Origin of the sequence: Pseudoroseomonas ludipueritiae, assembly GCF_014490445.1 — a bacterium.
In the GTDB taxonomy this organism is placed as follows: domain Bacteria; phylum Pseudomonadota; class Alphaproteobacteria; order Acetobacterales; family Acetobacteraceae; genus Pseudoroseomonas; species Pseudoroseomonas ludipueritiae.
On the sequence record NZ_JACTUZ010000038.1, the window covers coordinates 1 to 15,809 of the forward strand.

Sequence of the window (15,809 nt, forward strand, 5' to 3'; positions counted from 1 at the left end):
GGCGGCCGCACCGTCGGCGCCGGCGTCGTCGCCAGCATCAGCGCGTAAGCGGCGCGGAAAAGTATAGGCACCAGACAATGGACAGCCAGAATATCCGCATCCGCCTCAAGGCGTTCGATCACCGCGTGCTGGATGGCAGCACGCGGGAGATCGTGAACACCGCGAAGCGGACGGGCGCGCGCGTGCGTGGGCCCATCCCGCTGCCGACGGAAATCGAGCGTTTCACCGTGAACCGCTCGCCGCACGTCGACAAGAAGAGCCGTGAGCAGTTCGAGATTCGGACGCATCGGCGCCTGCTCGATATCGTCGATCCCACCCCGCAGACTGTGGACGCGCTGATGAAGCTCGACCTGGCGGCCGGTGTGGACGTCGAGATCAAGCTCTGAGGCCGGGGAGTAAATCACCATGGCCGCGAAGAATGGTCGCACCGGCCTGATCGCCAAGAAGCTGGGCATGACCCGGCTGTTCAATGACGACGGCTCCACCGTGCCCGTCACCGTGCTGCACCTGGACCAGGTGCGCGTGGTGGCCGTCCGCACGGCGGAGAAGGACGGTTACGAAGCGGTGCAGCTGGGCTATGGCCTGGCCAAGCCGAAGAACGTCTCGAAGCCCAACAAGGGTCACTTCGCCAAGGCGGGTGTCGAGGCGCCGAAGAAGGTTGTCGAGTTCCGCGTCGGTTCCGACGCGGCGCTGGAAGTTGGCGCGAAGCTCTCCGCGAATCATTTCGTGAAGGGCCAGATCGTCGACGTGACGGGCACGTCCAAGGGTAAGGGGTTCGCCGGCGCCATGAAGCGCTGGAACTTCGGCGGCTTGGAAGCCACGCACGGCGTGTCGATCTCGCACCGCTCCCACGGTTCGACGGGTAACCGTCAGGACCCGGGCAAGACCTTCAAGAACAAGAAGATGGCGGGTCATCTCGGCGTCGAGCGCATCACCACGCAGAACCTGGAAGTCGCGGGTTTCGACCTCGACAAGGGCCTGCTGATGGTGAAGGGCGCGGTGCCGGGCGCCAAGGGCGGCTACGTGCTGGTGCGCGACGCGGTGAAGCACGCGCGTCATGCCGATGCGCCGTTCCCCGCGGCCGTGGCCTGAGGAAGTAGAGCAATGCAGGTTCCGGTCATCACGCTGGATAACGGCAAGGCGGGCGATATCGATCTGCCCGACGAAATGTTCGCGGCTTCCCCGCGTGCCGACATCATGGCGCGCGTTGTGCACTGGCAGCTGGCCAAGCGCCGCGCCGGCACGCACAAGGCCAAGGGCATGGGCGAGGTTTCTGGCACGACCAAGAAGCCCTATCGCCAGAAGGGCACGGGTAACGCCCGTCAGGGCTCGCTGCGCGCGCCGCAGTACCGCACCGGTGGTGTGGTGCACGGCCCCGTCGTGCGCGACCATGGCTATTCGCTGAACAAGAAGGTCCGCCGCCTGGGCCTGATCAGCGCGCTGAGCCAGAAGGCCGCCGAGGGCAAGCTGATCGTGCTCGACACGGCCAGCCTGGGTGCCGACGCCAAGACCTCCGCCATGGCCGCCAAGGTCAAGGCGCTGGGCTGGAAGAGCGCGCTGGTGGTGGATGCCGCGGTGGAAGACGGCTTCGGCCGCGCCGTGCGCAACCTGCCGCACGTGAACGTTCTGCCGACGGTCGGCGCGAACGTCTACGACATCCTCAACCATGATGTGCTGGCGGTCACCCGCTCGGCCATCGAGGCCCTGAAGGAGCGTCTGTCGTGAGCGAGACCGCGAAGACGAAGAAGCCCGTCCTGTCGCGCGAGATGATGTATCAGACCATCCTCTCGCCGCTGGTGACGGAGAAGGCGGCCGGCCTGGGTGAAAAGGGCCAGGTCTCCTTCAAGGTCCTGCTGACCGCGACGAAGCCTGAGATCAAGGCTTCCGTCGAGGAGCTGTTCGGGGTGACGGTTCTGTCCGTCAACACCTCGGTGGTGAAGGGCAAGACCAAGCGGGTGCGCGGCCGTGAGGGCGTGCGCTCCGATTGGAAGAAGGCGGTCGTGCGCCTGGCCGAAGGCCAGAGCATCGACCTCACGACGGGGCTCGCTTAAAGCCATGGCGCTGAAGCACTTTAACCCGGTCACCCCGAGCTCGCGCGGCACGATCCTCATCGATCGTTCCGAGCTGCACAAGGGCAAGCCGGTCAAGCAGCTGACGGAGGGCAAGAGCCACTCCGGCGGCCGCAACAATCATGGTCGGATCACCGTCCGGTTCCGTGGGGGTGGGCACAAGCAGTCCTACCGCATCGTCGACTTCAAGCGGCGCAAGTTCAATGTGCCCGCGACGGTCGAGCGGCTGGAATACGACCCGAACCGCACGGCCTTCCTGGCGTTGCTGAAGTACGAGGATGGGGAGCTTTCCTACATCATCGCGCCGCAGCGCCTGAAGGTGGGCGACACGGTCGTTGCTGGTGAGAAGGTCGACATCAAGCCGGGCAACGCGATGCCGCTCGGTGCGATCCCGGTCGGCACCATCATCTACAACATCGAGATGAAGCCCGGTGCGGGTGGCAAGATCGCGCGTTCGGCTGGCACCTATGCCCAGCTGGTCGGCAAGGATGCCGGCTACGCGCAGATCAAGCTGATGTCCGGTGAGCTGCGCCTGGTGCGCGGTGAGTGCATCGCCGCCATCGGCGCGGTGTCCAACCCGGACAACCAGAACCAGCAGGTCGGCAAGGCCGGTCGCAGCCGCTGGCTCGGCCGCAAGCCGCATCAGCGCGGTGTTGTCATGAACCCGGTCGACCACCCGCATGGTGGTGGTGAAGGCCGGACCTCGGGTGGCCGCCACCCGGTGACGCCGTGGGGCAAGCCGACCAAGGGCTACAAGACCCGCACCAACAAGCGCACGGACAATCTGATTGTCCGCCGCCGCAACGTAACGAAGGGCTGACCGCGATGTCGCGCAGCGTCTGGAAGGGGCCGTTCGTCGACGGCTACCTGCTGAACAAGGCGGAAGCGGCCCGTGCCTCCACCCGCAACGAGATCATCAAGATCTGGTCGCGCCGGAGCACGATCCTGCCGCAGTTCGTCGGTCTGACCTTCGGTGTCTACAACGGCAAGAAGTTCATCCCGGTCCAGGTCTCGGAGAACATGGTGGGGCACAAGTTCGGCGAGTTCTCGCCGACCCGTACCTTCACCGGCCATTCTTCGGACAAGAAGGCGAAGAGGGGCTAAGGCATCATGAGCAAGCCGAAGCATCCCCGCACTCTGACCGAGACCCAGGCTCAGGCCGTCACGCGGAACATCCGCGTGTCGCCCACCAAGCTGAACCTGGTCGCCGGTCTGATCCGCGGCAAGAAGGCGCAGGACGCGGTTGCGATCCTGACCTTCTCGAAGCGCCGGATCTCCGACACGGTGAAGAAGACGCTGGAAAGCGCCATCGCCAATGGCGAGAACAACCACTCGCTGGACGTCGACCGCCTGGTCGTGTCCCGCGTGGAGGTGGGCCGCGCCATCGTGATGAAGCGCTTCCAGGCGCGTGGTCGCGGCAAGGCCGCCCGCGTCGAGAAGTGGTTCAGCCATCTCTCGATCACGGTGGCCGAGGCGCAGGCTGACGCCGCGCCCGCAGAGCAGGAGGCCGCGTAACATGGGCCATAAAGTCAACCCGATCGGGCTGCGGCTCGGCATCAACCGGACCTGGGATTCCCGCTGGTTCGCCGATGCCGACTATTCCCGCCTGCTGCACGACGACATCAAGCTGCGGAACACGCTGAAGACCCGCCTGAAGGGCGCCGGCGTTTCCAAGGTGATCATCGAGCGTCCGGCGAAGAAGCCCCGCGTGACGATCCATGCCGCCCGTCCGGGCGTCGTGATCGGCAAGAAGGGCGCCGACATCGAGGTGCTGCGCAAGGACCTGGCCAAGCTGGCCGGGGCCGAGGTGGCGCTGAACATCGTCGAGATCCGCAAGCCGGAGATCGAGGCGCAGCTGGTGGCCGAGAGCATCGCGCAGCAGCTGGAGCGCCGCGTGGCCTTCCGCCGCGCGATGAAGCGCGCCGTGCAGTCCGCGATGCGCCTGGGCGCCGGCGGCATCCGCATCAATTGCGGTGGCCGACTGGGCGGGGCCGAGATCGCGCGCATGGAGTGGTACCGCGAGGGCCGCGTGCCCCTGCACACGCTCCGCGCCGATATCGACTTCGGCACGGCCACGGCGAAGACCACCTATGGCACCTGCGGTGTCAAGGTCTGGATCTTCAAGGGTGAGATCATGGCCCATGACCCGATGGCGCAGGACAAGCGCGCCGCCGAGCAGGCGCCTCAGCGCTAAGGGATTGGCACCATGTTGAGTCCGAAGCGTACGAAGTTCCGCAAGGCGCACAAGGGCCGCATCAAGGGTCTCGCGAAGGGTGGCTTCAGCCTCACCTTCGGGGCCTACGGCCTGAAGGCGCTGGAGCCTGAGCGTGTCACCGCGCGTCAGATCGAGGCGGCCCGCCGCGCGATCACGCGTGCGATGAAGCGCGCCGGCCGCGTGTGGATCCGCATCTTCCCCGACGTTCCCGTCTCCACGAAGCCGGCGGAAGTCCGCATGGGTTCTGGTAAGGGTGCGCCGGAATACTGGGTGGCCCGCGTGAAGCCCGGCCGCATCATGTTCGAGATCGACGGCGTTCCGCTGGAGACCGCTCGCGAGGCCCTGAGCCTCGGCGCGGCCAAGCTGCCGATCAAGACCAAGCTGGTCACCCGCCTGGGTGCGGCGGAGCTTTAAGGCAATGACGAAGATCGTGGATGTCCGGGGCAAGACCCCGGACGAGCTCAAGGCGATGTTGCTGGACCTGCGGAAGGAACAGTTCAACCTCCGCTTCCAGCGCGCAACAGGTCAGCTTGAAGCGGTTTCCCGCATCAAGGTGGTGCGTCGCGACATCGCCCGTGTTAAGACGGTGCTGGCCGAGCAGTCTCGCTCGGCAGCCAAAGCCTGACGAGGAGACCCCGGCAATGCCGAAGCGCGTCCTCACCGGGCGGGTGACGAGCGATAAGCAGGACAAGACCATTACGGTTCTTGTCGAGCGTCGCGTCATGCATCCGCTCTACAAGAAGTTCATCCGGCGTTCCAAGAAGTACGCCGCGCATGACGACGCGAACCTGTGCAAGGAAGGCGACCTCGTGACCATCGAGGAATGCCGTCCGATCAGCAAGCGCAAGACCTGGCTGCTGGTCCAGCGCAACGGCGAAGCCGTGGCCCCGCCGGCCGGCTTCGACGCCGCTGCCGAGCCGGCTGCGGTCTGAGGTAGCGATCGATGATTATCGTCGAATCCAACCTGGAGGTCGCCGACAACTCCGGCGCCCGCCGGGTTCAGTGCATCAAGGTGCTGGGCGGCTCCAAGCGCCGTACCGCGTCGGTGGGCGACATCATTGTCGTCTCCGTCAAGGAAGCGATTCCGCGCGGTAAGGTGAAGAAGGGCGACGTGCAGCGCGCGGTGATCGTGCGCACGGCCTATCCGGTGCGCCGTGGCGATGGCACGGCCATCCGCTTCGACCGCAACGCCGCCGTTCTGATCAACAAGCAGAACGAGCCGATCGGCACCCGTATCTTTGGCCCGGTGGTCCGTGAACTGCGCGCGCGCAAGTTCATGAAGATCATCTCGCTGGCGCCGGAGGTCCTGTAACCATGGCCGCCAAGATCAAGAAGGGTGACCAGGTCCAGGTCCTGACGGGCAAGGACAAGGGCAAGCGCGGCGAAGTGCTGCGCGTGCTGCCCGAGGATAACCGCGCGGTGGTCCAGGGCATCAACATCGTGAAGCGCCACACCAAGCCCCGCGGTGCGGGTCAGGAAGGCGGGATCGTGGAGAAGGAGGCGACCATCGACCTCTCGAACCTCGCCCTGCTCGACCCGAAGTCCGGCAAGCCGACCCGCGTCGGCTTCAAGGTGCTTGAGGACGGCAAGAAGGTCCGGGTGGCGCGTCCCTCCGGCGAGGTGATCGACGCATGAGCGAGGCGAAGGAGCTCCCGCGCCTGCAGACGCACTACGCCGAAGTGGTGCGTAAGAAGCTGATGGAAGAATTCGGCTACGGCAATCCGATGGAAGTGCCGAAGCTGGAGAAGATCGTCATCAACATGGGCGTCGGCGAAGCCGCCGGCGACCAGAAGAAGCTTGATGTTGCGGTCGCCGAGCTGACGCTCATTGCCGGCCAGAAGCCGGTGAAGACGAAGGCGAAGAAGGCCATTGCGGGTTTCAAGATCCGTGAAGGCCAGGCCATTGGCACCAAGGTCACGCTGCGCCGTGCCCGCATGTACGAGTTTCTCGATCGTCTGGTGACGATCGCGCTGCCGCGCATGCGCGACTTCCGTGGCCTGCCGGCCACGAAGGGCTTCGACGGCCGGGGCAATTTTGCCCTGGGTCTGAAGGAGCAGATCCTGTTCCCCGAAATCAGCTATGATAAGGTGGACGCGATCCGTGGCATGGACATCGTGTTCGTCACGACGGCGAAGACGGACAAGGAATGCAAGGCCTTGATGAAGGCCTTCGACTTCCCCTTCGTCAACTGAGTTTGGAAAACCGCACCGGCTGGCAGTATGGCCAGACCGGGCAGGTTCCGGAGGATTAGAACCGCATGGCCAAGACATCGGCTGTCGAGAAGAACAAGCGCCGCGAGCGCCTCTCGAAGCTGCACGCTGGCAAGCGCGCCGCCCTGAAGTCCGTGGTGATGAACCGCGAGCTTCCGGTGGAAGAGCGCTTCGAGGCGACGCTGAAGCTTGCCGAGCTGCCGCGCAACGGTGCGAAGAACCGTGTGCGCCTGCGCTGCGAGCTGACGGGCCGCCCCCGCGCCAATTATCGTAAGTTCAAGCTGAGCCGTAACATGCTCCGCGAGCTGGCCTCGAATGGCCAGATCCCGGGTCTTGTTAAGGCCAGTTGGTAAGGCAGGGGGCACACCATGTCTCTGTCCGATCCGCTCGGCGATATGCTGACGCGCATCCGCAACGGTCAGCGTGCGCGGCAGTCCCGCATCACGTCTCCCGCCAGCCGGCTGCGCTCCGACGTTCTCGAGGTCCTGAAGCGCGAGGGTTATATCCGCGCCTGGCGTGCCGAGCAGGTGCGCCCGGGCGTGTCCGTGCTGGACATCGAGCTCAAGTATTCGGAAGGCGAGCCCGCCATCAAGGAGATCACCCGCGTCTCCAAGCCTGGCCGGCGCGTCTACACGAAGATCAAGGAGCTGCAGAAGTTCTACAACGGACTCGGCATCTCCATCCTGTCCACGCCTTCCGGCGTGATGAGCGACAATGAGGCCCGCGCTGCCAATGTTGGCGGCGAAGTCCTCTGCCGCGTGTTCTGAGGGAGGGGTCGTAATGTCGCGCGTCGGCAAGTATCCCGTCTCCGTTCCCGCTGGTGTCACCGTCTCGCTGAACGATGGCGTCGTGACGGCCAAGGGCAAGCTCGGCGAGCTGTCCCTGCCGATCGTCACCGACGTTGTCGAGGTCGAGGTGGCCGGCAACGAGGTGAAGGTCTCCCCCAAGGGGTCCGATCGCCGCGCCCGCACCATGTGGGGTACCACCCGTAGCCTGATCAACGGCATGTGCATCGGCGTTTCCACCGGCTTCTCCAAGTCGATGGAAATCACCGGCACCGGCTACCGCGCCGCGATGCAGGGCAACGAGCTCGTGCTGAACCTCGGTTACAGCCACGAGATCCGTTACCCCGTTCCGGCCGGGATCAAGATCACCGTCGAGCGTCCCACGGCCGTCAAGGTCGAGGGTGCGGACAAGCAGCGCGTCGGCCAGGTGGCCGCCGAGATCCGCGGCTTCCGTGGTCCTGAGCCCTACAAGGGCAAGGGTATCCGCTACGACAACGAGACGATCCTCCGGAAGGAGGGGAAGAAGAAGTAAATGGCGAACAAGATCGCTCTGCAGGCCCGCCGTCGCGCGCGTCTGCGCTTCCAGCTTCGTCTCAAGAGCGGCGGCCGGCCCCGTCTGTCGGTCTTCCGCTCGGGTCGCCACATTTACGCCCAGGTCATCGACGACAAGCAGGGCCGCACGCTGGCCGCTGCCTCGTCGCTGGAGAAGGCGCAGCGCGACGCTCTGCGCACCGGCGCGGACAAGGACGCCGCGACGGCCATCGGCAAGCTGCTGGCCGAGCGCGCCATCGCTGCCGGTGTGACCGAGGTCGTGTTCGATCGTGGCCCCTATCTGTATCACGGCCGGGTGAAAGCCCTGGCGGACGGCGCCCGTGAGGGCGGGCTGTCGTTCTAAGGAGCACTGAATATGGCACGTGAACCGAGGAGCGGTGGTGGCGACGGTGAGAACCGTCGCGGCCGTGGCCGTGGTCCGGATCGCAACGTCGAGCGTGAGCCCGGCGACGAGCTGAAGGACAAGCTGGTCACCATCAACCGCGTCGCCAAGGTGGTGAAGGGTGGCCGTCGCTTCTCCTTCGCAGCCCTGGTTGTTGTGGGCGATGAGAAGGGCCGGGTTGGCTGGGGCGCCGGTAAGGCACGCGAAGTGCCGGAGGCGATCCGCAAGGCCACCGAGCGCGCGAAGAAGACCATGATCCGCGTCCCGATGCGCGAGGGTCGTACCCTGCATCATGACGTGGTCGGTGACTTCGGCGCGGGCAAGGTGATCCTGCGCGCTGCGCCGGCCGGTACCGGCATCATCGCCGGTGGCCCGATGCGTGCGGTGTTCGAGACCCTGGGCATGGGCGACGTTGTCGCGAAGTGCACGGGTTCCACGAACCCGCACAACATGGTCAAGGCGACTTTCTCCGCCCTGGCGCGCTGCACCAGCCCCCGGGCTGTGGCCTCGCGTCGTGGCAAGAAGGTTTCCGACCTGCTGGGCGCCCGCAAGGACGAAGCCGGCACGGAGGCTGCGGCCAATGGCTGAGAAGAAGACCGTTCGGGTGACGCAGGTCGCGTCGCCCATCGGCCGCAAGCCCGGTCAGCGTGAGACGCTGATCGGTCTCGGCCTCAACAAGATCCGCCGTACGCGTGAGCTGGAGGATACTCCGGCCGTGCGCGGCATGATCCGCAAGGTCGCGCACCTGATCCAGGTGGGCGAGACCACGGAGAAGTAAGATGAAGCTGAACGAACTGCGCGACAACGAAGGCGCGCGCAACAAGTTCAAGCGCGTCGGTCGCGGCATCGGTTCCGGTAAGGGTAAGACCTCCGGCCGTGGCGTGAAGGGCCAGAAGGCCCGTACCGGCGTTTCGCTGAACGGCTTCGAGGGTGGTCAGCTCCCGATCTACCGTCGTATGCCGAAGCGCGGCTTCGTCAATCCGTTCCGCAAGGAATACGCGCCGATCAACCTCGGCACGCTGGAGCAGGCGCTGGAATCCGGCCGCTTGACCGGGACGGAGATCACCGAGGACGCGCTGAAGGCCGCCGGCCTGGTGCGGACCGGTGGCAAGGTCGTCGGCGTGCGCCTGCTGGCGCGCGGCGAGATCAAGCGCGCCATCACCGTGACGGTCTCTGGCGCCTCCGCCGCGGCCATCGCTGCGGTGCAGGCTGCCGGCGGCAGCGTCACTGTGACGGCCCCGGCCGCCGCGGAAGAAGCGCCCCAGGCGTAATGCCTTGCGCCCCCGGCTTCGGGGGCGCTAGGTGCTACATCGAAGGGCTGGCAACGGCGCCGTGGGGCATGCTCCCGGCGCCGCAGTCATGTTGAAGGGTCAGAACTCATGGCGTCCGCCGCCGAGCAGCTCGCAGCCAACCTCAATCTCGGCGTGCTCTCCAAAGCCACCGAGCTGAAGAAGCGCATCTGGTTCACCCTGGCCGCGCTCATTGTCTACCGCATTGGTACCTATGTGCCCGTGCCGGGCGTGGATGCGACCGTGATGGCCGATATCCTGCGCCAGCATGGCAGCGGCATCCTGGGCATGTTCGACATGTTCACGGGCGGCGCGCTGGGGCGCATGACGGTCTTCGCGCTCAACATCATGCCCTACATCTCGGCCAGCATCATCGTGCAGCTGCTCAGCAGCGCCGTGCCGACGCTGGAGGCCCTCAAGAAGGAGGGCGAGTCCGGGCGCAAGAAGCTCAACCAGTATACCCGCTACCTGACGGTGGTGATCGCCATCTTCCAGGCCTGGGGGCTTGCCATCGGGCTGGAAAGCATGCGGGGCACGCTGGGGCAGAGCGCCGTCTTCGAGACCGGCATGTTCTTCCGCGTCTCCTGCGTCGTTACCCTGGTGGGCGGCACGCTCTTCCTGATGTGGCTGGGCGAGCAGATCACGGCGCGCGGCGTCGGCAACGGCATCAGCCTGATCATCTTCGCCGGCATCGTGGCGAACCTGCCCTCGGCGGCCATCGCCACGCTGGAACTGGGCCGCACCGGTGCGCTCTCCACGCTGTTCATCATCGCCTTCCTGCTGATCGCGCTGGCCGTCATCGCCTTCGTGGTCTTCATGGAGCGCGCGCAGCGCCGCATCCCGGTGCAGTACCCGAAGCGCCAGGTCGGCAACCGCATGTTCGGCGGCGAGAACACCCACCTGCCGCTGAAGCTGAACACCGCCGGCGTCATCCCGCCGATCTTCGCTTCCTCGCTGCTGCTGCTGCCGGCGACCTTCGCGGGTTTCGCGGGCAACCAGCAGACCGATAGCTGGGTCACCACCATTGCCAGTGCCCTGGCGCATGGCCGGCCGGCTTATATGGCGCTCTATGTGGCGCTGATCATCTTCTTCGCCTTCTTCTATACGGCCGTGGTCTTCAACCCGACCGAGACGGCGGACCAGCTGAAGAAGAATGGCGGCTTCATTCCCGGCATCCGCCCGGGCCAGGCCACGGCCGATTACCTGGACCGCGTGCTCACCCGGCTGACCGGCGTCGGCGCCATCTACCTCTGCATCGTCTGCCTTCTGCCGGAGATCCTGATCAGCCAGTATGGCGTGCCCTTCTACTTCGGCGGCACCTCCCTGCTGATCATCGTCTCCGTCACGATGGACACGGTGGCGCAGATTCAGTCTCATCTCTTCGCGCACCAGTACGAGGGCCTGATTCGCAAGTCCCGGCTCGGTGGTCGCGGTGCTCCCCGCGTGCGCTGAGCGCGCGGGTTCCTGCTAGGGAAACGCTTCGATGAACCTGATCCTGCTCGGTCCGCCGGGGGCCGGCAAAGGCACGCAAGCCAAGCGCCTGGAAGAGCGTTATGGGATCGCGCAGATCTCGACGGGCGACATGCTGCGGGCCGAGGTCAAGAGCGGCAGCGAGATTGGCCTGCAGGCCAAGGGCATCATGGAGCGCGGCGAGCTGATGCCGGACGCCATCATCACCGCCATGCTGGCGCTGCGGGTGGAGAAGCCGGACTGCGCCAAGGGCTTCATTCTCGACGGCTTTCCCCGCACCACGCCGCAGGCCGAGGCGCTGGATGTGATGCTGCGGGAGAAGGGGCTTCAGCTCGACCACGTGATCGAGCTGAAGGTGGATGACGGCGCGCTGGTTGAGCGCATCGCCGGCCGCTTCACCTGCGCCAAGTGTGGCGAGGGCTATCACGACAGCTTCAAGCCGACTCGCATTGCCGGCGTTTGCGATGTCTGCGGCGGCACCGACTTCACCCGCCGCGCCGACGACAAGGCCGAGACGGTGGCCGCGCGGCTGGAGGCTTATCACCGCCAGACGGCGCCGCTGCTGCCTTACTACCAGGCACAGGGCAAGCTGAAGCAGGTCGACGGCATGGCCGCGATGCACGAGGTCTCGGCGCAGATCGCGGCAATCCTGGGCGAGCCGGGCTAGAGTTTCATGCCCCCTTGACTCTTTTGTGTCAGGGGGGCTAAACCGCCGCCTCTTGCGGGCGGGGTCTTCCCCGGCCGCGAGGCTGTTTGCGTTTCGTGCTGGATCAGTTGTCCTGGGCGGGGCGCAGACGATCACCTTGGTCGGCACCATACGGGTGTCTGGCAGGACGAACGGGAGCCCACAGGGGCTCCGGGAGCAGGTACGTGGCGCGCATTGCAGGCGTGAACATCCCCACCAACAAACGCGTTCTCATTTCCCTTCGCTACATCTACGGCATCGGTCCGGCGAATGCGAAGGTGATCTGCGAGCAGCTCGGCATCCCCGAGGATCGGCGCGTCAACCAGCTGACGGACGAAGAGATCGTCAAGCTGCGTGAAGTGATCGACCGCGATTACCGGGTCGAAGGCGACCTGCGTCGCGAGAACGCGATGAACATCAAGCGCCTGATGGACATGGCCTGCTATCGCGGCCTGCGTCACCGCAAGGGCCTGCCGGTCCGCGGCCAGCGCACCCACACGAACGCCCGCACCCGCAAGGGCAAGGCCGTGGCGATCGCCGGCAAGAAGAAGGTGACGAAGTAACATGGCCCGTCAGCCCAGCGGTCGCCCCCGCAAGAAGGAACGCAAGAATATTGCGTCCGGCGTGGCCCACGTCCTCGCCTCCTTCAACAACACCATCGTCACCATCACGGACAGCCAGGGCAACGCCATCGCGTGGTCCTCGGCCGGCAGCCAGGGTTTCAAGGGCAGCCGCAAGTCCACCCCGTACGCCGCCCAGGTGGCCGCCGAGGACGCGGGCCGCAAGGCGCGCGAGCACGGCATGGAGACGCTGGAGATCATGGTGTCCGGTCCCGGTTCGGGGCGTGAGTCGGCTCTGCGCGCGCTGCAGACCGTCGGCTTCTACGTCACCGCCATCCGCGACGTGACGCCGATCCCGCACAACGGCTGCCGCCCGCGCAAGCGTCGGCGCGTCTGAAGGCACACGGCTGCAGGAGGCAACCACATTGCTCGAGCGCAACTGGCGTTCCCTGATCCGCCCCGAGAAGCTCGACGTCGAGCTGGGCGCGGAGCCGTCCCGCACCGCGACCGTGGTGGCGGAGCCGCTGGAGCGCGGCTTCGGCATGACGCTCGGCAATGCGCTGCGGCGGATCCTTCTGTCGTCGCTGCAGGGTGCCGCCGTCACGGCCATCCGCATCGACGGCGCGCTGCATGAATTCTCCAGCCTGCAGGGTGTGCGGGAAGATGTCACCGACATCGTTCTGAACATCAAGCGCCTGGCGATCCGCATGCAGAGCGAGGGGCCGAAGCGCCTCCAGCTCACCGCGACCGGCCCTGGCGAAGTCACCGCCGGCCAGATCCAGACCACTGGCGACATCGAGATCGCCAACCCGGATATGGTCATCTGCACGCTCGACGACGGCGCCAAGCTGTCGATGGAGCTGACGGTGGATGTCGGCAAGGGTTATGTCCCGGCCAGCGAGAACCGCCCGGAAGACGCCCCCATCGGGCTGATCCCGGTCGATGCCATCTATTCCCCTGTCCGCCGCGTGGCGTATCAGGTGCAGCCGACCCGCGTGGGCCAGCGCACCGACTACGACAAGCTGGTGATGACGGTGGAGACGGACGGCACGGTGGCTCCGGACGATGCCATCGCGCTCGCCGCGCGCATTCTGCAGGACCAGCTCCAGCTGTTCATCAACTTCGATGAGCCGCGCGAGCGCAAGGTGGAAGAGGTGCAGGACGACCTGCCCTTCAACCGCAACCTGCTGCGCAAGGTGGACGAGCTGGAGCTGTCGGTTCGCAGTGCCAACTGCCTGAAGAACGACAACATCGTCTATATCGGCGACCTCGTTCAGAAGACCGAGCAGGAAATGCTCCGCACGCCGAACTTCGGCCGCAAGTCGCTGAACGAAATCAAGGAAGTCCTCGCTTCCATGGGCCTCTCCCTCGGCATGACCGTGTCGGGCTGGCCCCCGGAGAATATCGAGGATCTCGCGAAGAAGATCGAAGAGCCGTTCTGATTTTCGGCCACCTGAAGGAATAGACCCATGCGTCACGGGGTTGCCGGCCGGAAGCTCGGCGTCACCTCTACCCACCGTATTGCGATGCTGCGCAATATGGCGACCAGCCTGATCAAGCACGAGCAGATCACCACGACTCTGCCGAAGGCGAAGGAGCTGCGCCCCTACGTGGAGCGCATCATCACCCTCGGCAAGCGCGGCGACCTGCATGCCCGCCGTCAGGCTTTTGCCCAGATCCGCGATGAGAAGGTGGTGGCCAAGCTCTTCACCACCATCGCGGAGCGCTACAAGGGCCGTCAGGGCGGTTACACCCGCGTCCTGAAGGCCGGCGTGCGCTACGGCGACGCCGCCGACATGGCGGTGATCGAGCTGGTGGAGCGCGATGTCGCGGCCAAGGGCCTGGACAGCGGCCCGAAGGCCGAGGTTGAGGCCGAGGGCCAGCAGGACGCGGCGTAAGCCACGGACTGCGGATGCGGCCAGCCCGCGTCCAAGCACCGGATTAAGGGAAAGGGGCAGGTGGGCAACCACCGGCCCCTTTTTCTTTGCACCGCACCATCTCTTCACCGGCAGCCCGCTTGCGGGACGGCGGCGGCCGGGTAAGACTTTGCAACATGCCTCGCCTCGCAGCGCTTCCGGACCATCGGCCATGACCGCCGCCCTGATGGGCGCGGCCGCGCAGGGCATGGAGACGCCGGATCTGCCAGCGGATCTCCGGGGCCGCATCGCCTTCCTGGCGGCACCGACGGAGGTGGCCTGCGCGGCGCGGGAGCGGCTGGTGGCCCTTTACGGTGACCCGGAACCGGAGCAGGCGGCCGTATTGGTGGCCTTGGGTGGCGACGGCTTCATGCTGGAAACCCAGCACCGCTTCCTTGGCCGCAACCTGCCGACTTATGGCATGAACTGCGGCAGCGTCGGCTTCCTGATGAATGCCTATCATGAGGACAACCTGCCGCAGCGCCTCCAGTCGGCGCAGGCGGCGACGCTCTATCCTCTGCGCATGACCACGGTGGCCGGGGACGGCACGCGGCAGGAGGCGCTGGCGATCAATGACGTCAACCTGCTGCGCGAGACACGCCAGGCCGCCAAGATCCGCATCCTGGTGGATGGCAAGGAACGGCTGCCGGAGCTGATCTGCGACGGCATCCTGGTCTCCACCCCGGCTGGCAGCACGGCCTACAATCTCTCGGCGCATGGGCCCATCGTGCCGCTGGGCGCCAATCTGCTGCCGATGACGCCGATCTCTGCCTTCCGCCCCCGCCGCTGGCGCGGCGCCTTGCTGCCCAGCGAGGCCGTGGTGGTGTTTGAGATCCTGGAGCCGGCCAAGCGCCCCGTGGCCGCTGTCGCGGATTATGTCGAGGTGCGTGACATCCGCTCGGTAGAGGTCCGCGAGGACCGCAACAGCCGCCTGACCCTGTTGTTTGACCCCGACCATGGCCTGTCCGAGCGCATCATCGCGGAACAGTTCACAGTCTGATCTGGAGGAATCTCATGAAGCTCCATTGGTGTCCCAGGACACGATCCCTGCGCGCCTTGTGGATGCTGGAGGAAGCGGGCGCGGCTTATGAGCGCGTGCTGGTGGACATCCATGCCGGTGGTCAGCAGGACCCGGCCTTCCTGGCCCTGAACCCCATGGCGAAGGTGCCGGTGCTGGAACAGGGCGCCATCGTCATCGCCGATTCCACCGCCATTTGCGCCTGGCTGGCCGACCGCATGCCTGAGGCCGGGCTGGCGCCGCCGCTGAACCACACCGACCGCGGCCGCTACCTGCAATGGCTGATCTTCCCCTCCGCCTATATGGAGCCGGCCATGGTGGAGCGGCACGGCGGCTGGAAGGGCAATCCTCAGGCTTATGGCTGGGGCGACTTCGACCGGGTGATGTCCACGCTGGATGCGGGGCTGGCGCAGGGCCCCTGGCTGCTGGGGCAGCAGTTCTCGGCCGCCGATGTGGTGCTGGGCTCGGCGCTGCGCTGGGGACTGATGTTCGACCTGATCCCCAGCACGCCGCTGCGGGCCGATTATGTCCGGCGCTGCGAGGCGCGGCCGGCGCTGCAGCGGGCGCTGGCTATCGATGCCGGGCCGGAGGAGGCGCTGGCCGGTGCCGGCGCCGGCCCCAAGCCGCCGCAGGACTGAGGCAAGAAAAAACCCCGCCG

Annotated in this window: 29 protein-coding genes; all 29 read left to right on the forward strand. The window is 66.1% G+C overall.

Annotated features, from left to right (window positions below; translation table 11 throughout):
- Window positions 1-77 precede the first annotated feature (77 nt).
- The 29 genes from rpsJ (at window position 78) to IBL25_RS10940 (ending at window position 15,789) form a co-directional block, all read left to right on the forward strand.
- Window positions 78-386, forward strand: coding sequence for a 30S ribosomal protein S10 (rpsJ, locus tag IBL25_RS10800; RefSeq protein ID WP_007004401.1), 309 nt, complete (start codon window positions 78-80; stop codon window positions 384-386).
- Window positions 387-405: 19 nt separating this feature from the next.
- Window positions 406-1,092 carry a 50S ribosomal protein L3 gene (gene rplC / locus IBL25_RS10805; RefSeq protein ID WP_187778559.1) on the forward strand — a complete coding sequence of 229 codons (687 nt, stop codon included), beginning with the start codon at window positions 406-408 and terminating at the stop codon, window positions 1,090-1,092.
- A 12-nt stretch (window positions 1,093-1,104) separates the two neighbouring features.
- A complete protein-coding gene (gene rplD, locus IBL25_RS10810) occupies window positions 1,105-1,725 on the forward strand; it encodes a 50S ribosomal protein L4 (RefSeq protein ID WP_187778560.1) in 621 nt (206 codons plus the stop codon).
- Between the two features lie 29 nt (window positions 1,726-1,754).
- Window positions 1,755-2,051, forward strand: a complete 297-nt coding sequence (locus tag IBL25_RS10815; RefSeq protein ID WP_187778593.1) for a 50S ribosomal protein L23 — start codon at window positions 1,755-1,757, stop codon at window positions 2,049-2,051.
- Window positions 2,052-2,055: 4 nt separating this feature from the next.
- Complete coding sequence (gene rplB / locus IBL25_RS10820) at window positions 2,056-2,889, forward strand: 50S ribosomal protein L2 (RefSeq protein ID WP_187778561.1); 834 nt, start codon at window positions 2,056-2,058, stop codon at window positions 2,887-2,889.
- Between the two features lie 5 nt (window positions 2,890-2,894).
- Window positions 2,895-3,173, forward strand: coding sequence for a 30S ribosomal protein S19 (gene rpsS, locus IBL25_RS10825; RefSeq protein WP_007004406.1), 279 nt, complete (start codon window positions 2,895-2,897; stop codon window positions 3,171-3,173).
- Window positions 3,174-3,179: 6 nt separating this feature from the next.
- Window positions 3,180-3,584 carry a 50S ribosomal protein L22 gene (gene rplV, locus IBL25_RS10830; RefSeq protein WP_120637981.1) on the forward strand — a complete coding sequence of 135 codons (405 nt, stop codon included), beginning with the start codon at window positions 3,180-3,182 and terminating at the stop codon, window positions 3,582-3,584.
- Between the two features lies 1 nt (window position 3,585).
- Entirely contained in the window at window positions 3,586-4,263 is a 678-nt protein-coding gene (rpsC, locus tag IBL25_RS10835) for a 30S ribosomal protein S3 (RefSeq protein ID WP_187778562.1), read from the forward strand.
- A 12-nt stretch (window positions 4,264-4,275) separates the two neighbouring features.
- Window positions 4,276-4,698: a 50S ribosomal protein L16 gene (gene rplP / locus IBL25_RS10840; protein ID WP_007434871.1), complete on the forward strand. Its 423-nt coding sequence runs from the start codon at window positions 4,276-4,278 to the stop codon at window positions 4,696-4,698.
- 4 nt (window positions 4,699-4,702) lie between these two features.
- Window positions 4,703-4,909 carry a 50S ribosomal protein L29 gene (gene rpmC, locus IBL25_RS10845; RefSeq protein WP_120637983.1) on the forward strand — a complete coding sequence of 69 codons (207 nt, stop codon included), beginning with the start codon at window positions 4,703-4,705 and terminating at the stop codon, window positions 4,907-4,909.
- Window positions 4,910-4,925: 16 nt separating this feature from the next.
- Window positions 4,926-5,216: a 30S ribosomal protein S17 gene (gene rpsQ / locus IBL25_RS10850; RefSeq protein ID WP_187778563.1), complete on the forward strand. Its 291-nt coding sequence runs from the start codon at window positions 4,926-4,928 to the stop codon at window positions 5,214-5,216.
- 11 nt (window positions 5,217-5,227) lie between these two features.
- Window positions 5,228-5,596 carry a 50S ribosomal protein L14 gene (gene rplN, locus IBL25_RS10855; protein ID WP_120637985.1) on the forward strand — a complete coding sequence of 123 codons (369 nt, stop codon included), beginning with the start codon at window positions 5,228-5,230 and terminating at the stop codon, window positions 5,594-5,596.
- 2 nt (window positions 5,597-5,598) lie between these two features.
- Entirely contained in the window at window positions 5,599-5,919 is a 321-nt protein-coding gene (rplX, locus tag IBL25_RS10860) for a 50S ribosomal protein L24 (protein ID WP_187778564.1), read from the forward strand.
- Entirely contained in the window at window positions 5,916-6,476 is a 561-nt protein-coding gene (rplE, locus tag IBL25_RS10865) for a 50S ribosomal protein L5 (RefSeq protein WP_187778565.1), read from the forward strand. The genes rplX and rplE overlap by 4 nt, the downstream gene beginning before the upstream one ends.
- A gap of 65 nt (window positions 6,477-6,541) precedes the next feature.
- Window positions 6,542-6,847, forward strand: a complete 306-nt coding sequence (gene rpsN / locus IBL25_RS10870; RefSeq protein ID WP_187778566.1) for a 30S ribosomal protein S14 — start codon at window positions 6,542-6,544, stop codon at window positions 6,845-6,847.
- A gap of 15 nt (window positions 6,848-6,862) precedes the next feature.
- Window positions 6,863-7,261 carry a 30S ribosomal protein S8 gene (gene rpsH / locus IBL25_RS10875; protein WP_187778567.1) on the forward strand — a complete coding sequence of 133 codons (399 nt, stop codon included), beginning with the start codon at window positions 6,863-6,865 and terminating at the stop codon, window positions 7,259-7,261.
- 13 nt (window positions 7,262-7,274) lie between these two features.
- A complete protein-coding gene (gene rplF / locus IBL25_RS10880) occupies window positions 7,275-7,811 on the forward strand; it encodes a 50S ribosomal protein L6 (RefSeq protein ID WP_187778568.1) in 537 nt (178 codons plus the stop codon).
- Window positions 7,812-8,174: a 50S ribosomal protein L18 gene (gene rplR, locus IBL25_RS10885; RefSeq protein WP_187778569.1), complete on the forward strand. Its 363-nt coding sequence runs from the start codon at window positions 7,812-7,814 to the stop codon at window positions 8,172-8,174. It abuts the gene before it with no gap.
- 12 nt (window positions 8,175-8,186) lie between these two features.
- Window positions 8,187-8,801, forward strand: coding sequence for a 30S ribosomal protein S5 (gene rpsE, locus IBL25_RS10890; RefSeq protein WP_187778570.1), 615 nt, complete (start codon window positions 8,187-8,189; stop codon window positions 8,799-8,801).
- The gene (gene rpmD, locus IBL25_RS10895) at window positions 8,794-8,991 is read left to right on the forward strand and encodes a 50S ribosomal protein L30 (protein ID WP_187778571.1); all 198 of its coding nucleotides are present in this window, start codon (window positions 8,794-8,796) and stop codon (window positions 8,989-8,991) included. The genes rpsE and rpmD overlap by 8 nt, the downstream gene beginning before the upstream one ends.
- Before the next feature lies 1 nt (window position 8,992).
- Entirely contained in the window at window positions 8,993-9,484 is a 492-nt protein-coding gene (gene rplO / locus IBL25_RS10900) for a 50S ribosomal protein L15 (protein WP_187778572.1), read from the forward strand.
- A 108-nt stretch (window positions 9,485-9,592) separates the two neighbouring features.
- Window positions 9,593-10,954, forward strand: coding sequence for a preprotein translocase subunit SecY (secY, locus tag IBL25_RS10905; protein WP_187778573.1), 1,362 nt, complete (start codon window positions 9,593-9,595; stop codon window positions 10,952-10,954).
- A 31-nt stretch (window positions 10,955-10,985) separates the two neighbouring features.
- Window positions 10,986-11,639, forward strand: coding sequence for an adenylate kinase (locus IBL25_RS10910; RefSeq protein ID WP_187778574.1), 654 nt, complete (start codon window positions 10,986-10,988; stop codon window positions 11,637-11,639).
- Between the two features lie 203 nt (window positions 11,640-11,842).
- On the forward strand, window positions 11,843-12,220 hold the full coding sequence (gene rpsM, locus IBL25_RS10915; protein WP_187778575.1) for a 30S ribosomal protein S13: 378 nt from the start codon (window positions 11,843-11,845) through the stop codon (window positions 12,218-12,220).
- Between the two features lies 1 nt (window position 12,221).
- On the forward strand, window positions 12,222-12,614 hold the full coding sequence (rpsK, locus tag IBL25_RS10920; protein WP_007434887.1) for a 30S ribosomal protein S11: 393 nt from the start codon (window positions 12,222-12,224) through the stop codon (window positions 12,612-12,614).
- A gap of 28 nt (window positions 12,615-12,642) precedes the next feature.
- On the forward strand, window positions 12,643-13,659 hold the full coding sequence (locus tag IBL25_RS10925; protein WP_120637998.1) for a DNA-directed RNA polymerase subunit alpha: 1,017 nt from the start codon (window positions 12,643-12,645) through the stop codon (window positions 13,657-13,659).
- Between the two features lie 27 nt (window positions 13,660-13,686).
- Window positions 13,687-14,115, forward strand: a complete 429-nt coding sequence (rplQ, locus tag IBL25_RS10930) for a 50S ribosomal protein L17 (protein ID WP_120637999.1) — start codon at window positions 13,687-13,689, stop codon at window positions 14,113-14,115.
- A gap of 226 nt (window positions 14,116-14,341) precedes the next feature.
- Window positions 14,342-15,133: an NAD kinase gene (locus IBL25_RS10935; RefSeq protein ID WP_238940355.1), complete on the forward strand. Its 792-nt coding sequence runs from the start codon at window positions 14,342-14,344 to the stop codon at window positions 15,131-15,133.
- 14 nt (window positions 15,134-15,147) lie between these two features.
- Window positions 15,148-15,789: a glutathione S-transferase family protein gene (locus IBL25_RS10940; protein ID WP_187778577.1), complete on the forward strand. Its 642-nt coding sequence runs from the start codon at window positions 15,148-15,150 to the stop codon at window positions 15,787-15,789.
- Window positions 15,790-15,809 lie beyond the last annotated feature (20 nt).

What these genes read in the sequence shown, in the direction of transcription:
- IBL25_RS10910 (WP_187778574.1), top strand. Translation starts at nt 10,986, where the DNA reads ATGAACCTGATCCTGCTCGGTCCGCCGGGGGCCGGCAAAGGCACGCAA.
- rplN (WP_120637985.1), top strand. Translation starts at nt 5,228, where the DNA reads ATGATTATCGTCGAATCCAACCTGGAGGTCGCCGACAACTCCGGCGCC.
- rplB (WP_187778561.1), top strand. Translation starts at nt 2,056, where the DNA reads ATGGCGCTGAAGCACTTTAACCCGGTCACCCCGAGCTCGCGCGGCACG.
- rpsJ (WP_007004401.1), top strand. Translation starts at nt 78, where the DNA reads ATGGACAGCCAGAATATCCGCATCCGCCTCAAGGCGTTCGATCACCGC.
- rpmD (WP_187778571.1), top strand. Translation starts at nt 8,794, where the DNA reads ATGGCTGAGAAGAAGACCGTTCGGGTGACGCAGGTCGCGTCGCCCATC.
- rpsS (WP_007004406.1), top strand. Translation starts at nt 2,895, where the DNA reads ATGTCGCGCAGCGTCTGGAAGGGGCCGTTCGTCGACGGCTACCTGCTG.
- rpsN (WP_187778566.1), top strand. Translation starts at nt 6,542, where the DNA reads ATGGCCAAGACATCGGCTGTCGAGAAGAACAAGCGCCGCGAGCGCCTC.
- rplC (WP_187778559.1), top strand. Translation starts at nt 406, where the DNA reads ATGGCCGCGAAGAATGGTCGCACCGGCCTGATCGCCAAGAAGCTGGGC.
- rplF (WP_187778568.1), top strand. Translation starts at nt 7,275, where the DNA reads ATGTCGCGCGTCGGCAAGTATCCCGTCTCCGTTCCCGCTGGTGTCACC.
- IBL25_RS10940 (WP_187778577.1), top strand. Translation starts at nt 15,148, where the DNA reads ATGAAGCTCCATTGGTGTCCCAGGACACGATCCCTGCGCGCCTTGTGG.
- rplD (WP_187778560.1), top strand. Translation starts at nt 1,105, where the DNA reads ATGCAGGTTCCGGTCATCACGCTGGATAACGGCAAGGCGGGCGATATC.
- secY (WP_187778573.1), top strand. Translation starts at nt 9,593, where the DNA reads ATGGCGTCCGCCGCCGAGCAGCTCGCAGCCAACCTCAATCTCGGCGTG.
- rplQ (WP_120637999.1), top strand. Translation starts at nt 13,687, where the DNA reads ATGCGTCACGGGGTTGCCGGCCGGAAGCTCGGCGTCACCTCTACCCAC.
- IBL25_RS10935 (WP_238940355.1), top strand. Translation starts at nt 14,342, where the DNA reads ATGGAGACGCCGGATCTGCCAGCGGATCTCCGGGGCCGCATCGCCTTC.
- rpsH (WP_187778567.1), top strand. Translation starts at nt 6,863, where the DNA reads ATGTCTCTGTCCGATCCGCTCGGCGATATGCTGACGCGCATCCGCAAC.
- rplO (WP_187778572.1), top strand. Translation starts at nt 8,993, where the DNA reads ATGAAGCTGAACGAACTGCGCGACAACGAAGGCGCGCGCAACAAGTTC.
- rpsC (WP_187778562.1), top strand. Translation starts at nt 3,586, where the DNA reads ATGGGCCATAAAGTCAACCCGATCGGGCTGCGGCTCGGCATCAACCGG.
- rplV (WP_120637981.1), top strand. Translation starts at nt 3,180, where the DNA reads ATGAGCAAGCCGAAGCATCCCCGCACTCTGACCGAGACCCAGGCTCAG.
- rplR (WP_187778569.1), top strand. Translation starts at nt 7,812, where the DNA reads ATGGCGAACAAGATCGCTCTGCAGGCCCGCCGTCGCGCGCGTCTGCGC.
- rpsE (WP_187778570.1), top strand. Translation starts at nt 8,187, where the DNA reads ATGGCACGTGAACCGAGGAGCGGTGGTGGCGACGGTGAGAACCGTCGC.
- rpsK (WP_007434887.1), top strand. Translation starts at nt 12,222, where the DNA reads ATGGCCCGTCAGCCCAGCGGTCGCCCCCGCAAGAAGGAACGCAAGAAT.
- rplE (WP_187778565.1), top strand. Translation starts at nt 5,916, where the DNA reads ATGAGCGAGGCGAAGGAGCTCCCGCGCCTGCAGACGCACTACGCCGAA.
- rpsQ (WP_187778563.1), top strand. Translation starts at nt 4,926, where the DNA reads ATGCCGAAGCGCGTCCTCACCGGGCGGGTGACGAGCGATAAGCAGGAC.
- rplP (WP_007434871.1), top strand. Translation starts at nt 4,276, where the DNA reads ATGTTGAGTCCGAAGCGTACGAAGTTCCGCAAGGCGCACAAGGGCCGC.
- rplX (WP_187778564.1), top strand. Translation starts at nt 5,599, where the DNA reads ATGGCCGCCAAGATCAAGAAGGGTGACCAGGTCCAGGTCCTGACGGGC.
- rpmC (WP_120637983.1), top strand. Translation starts at nt 4,703, where the DNA reads ATGACGAAGATCGTGGATGTCCGGGGCAAGACCCCGGACGAGCTCAAG.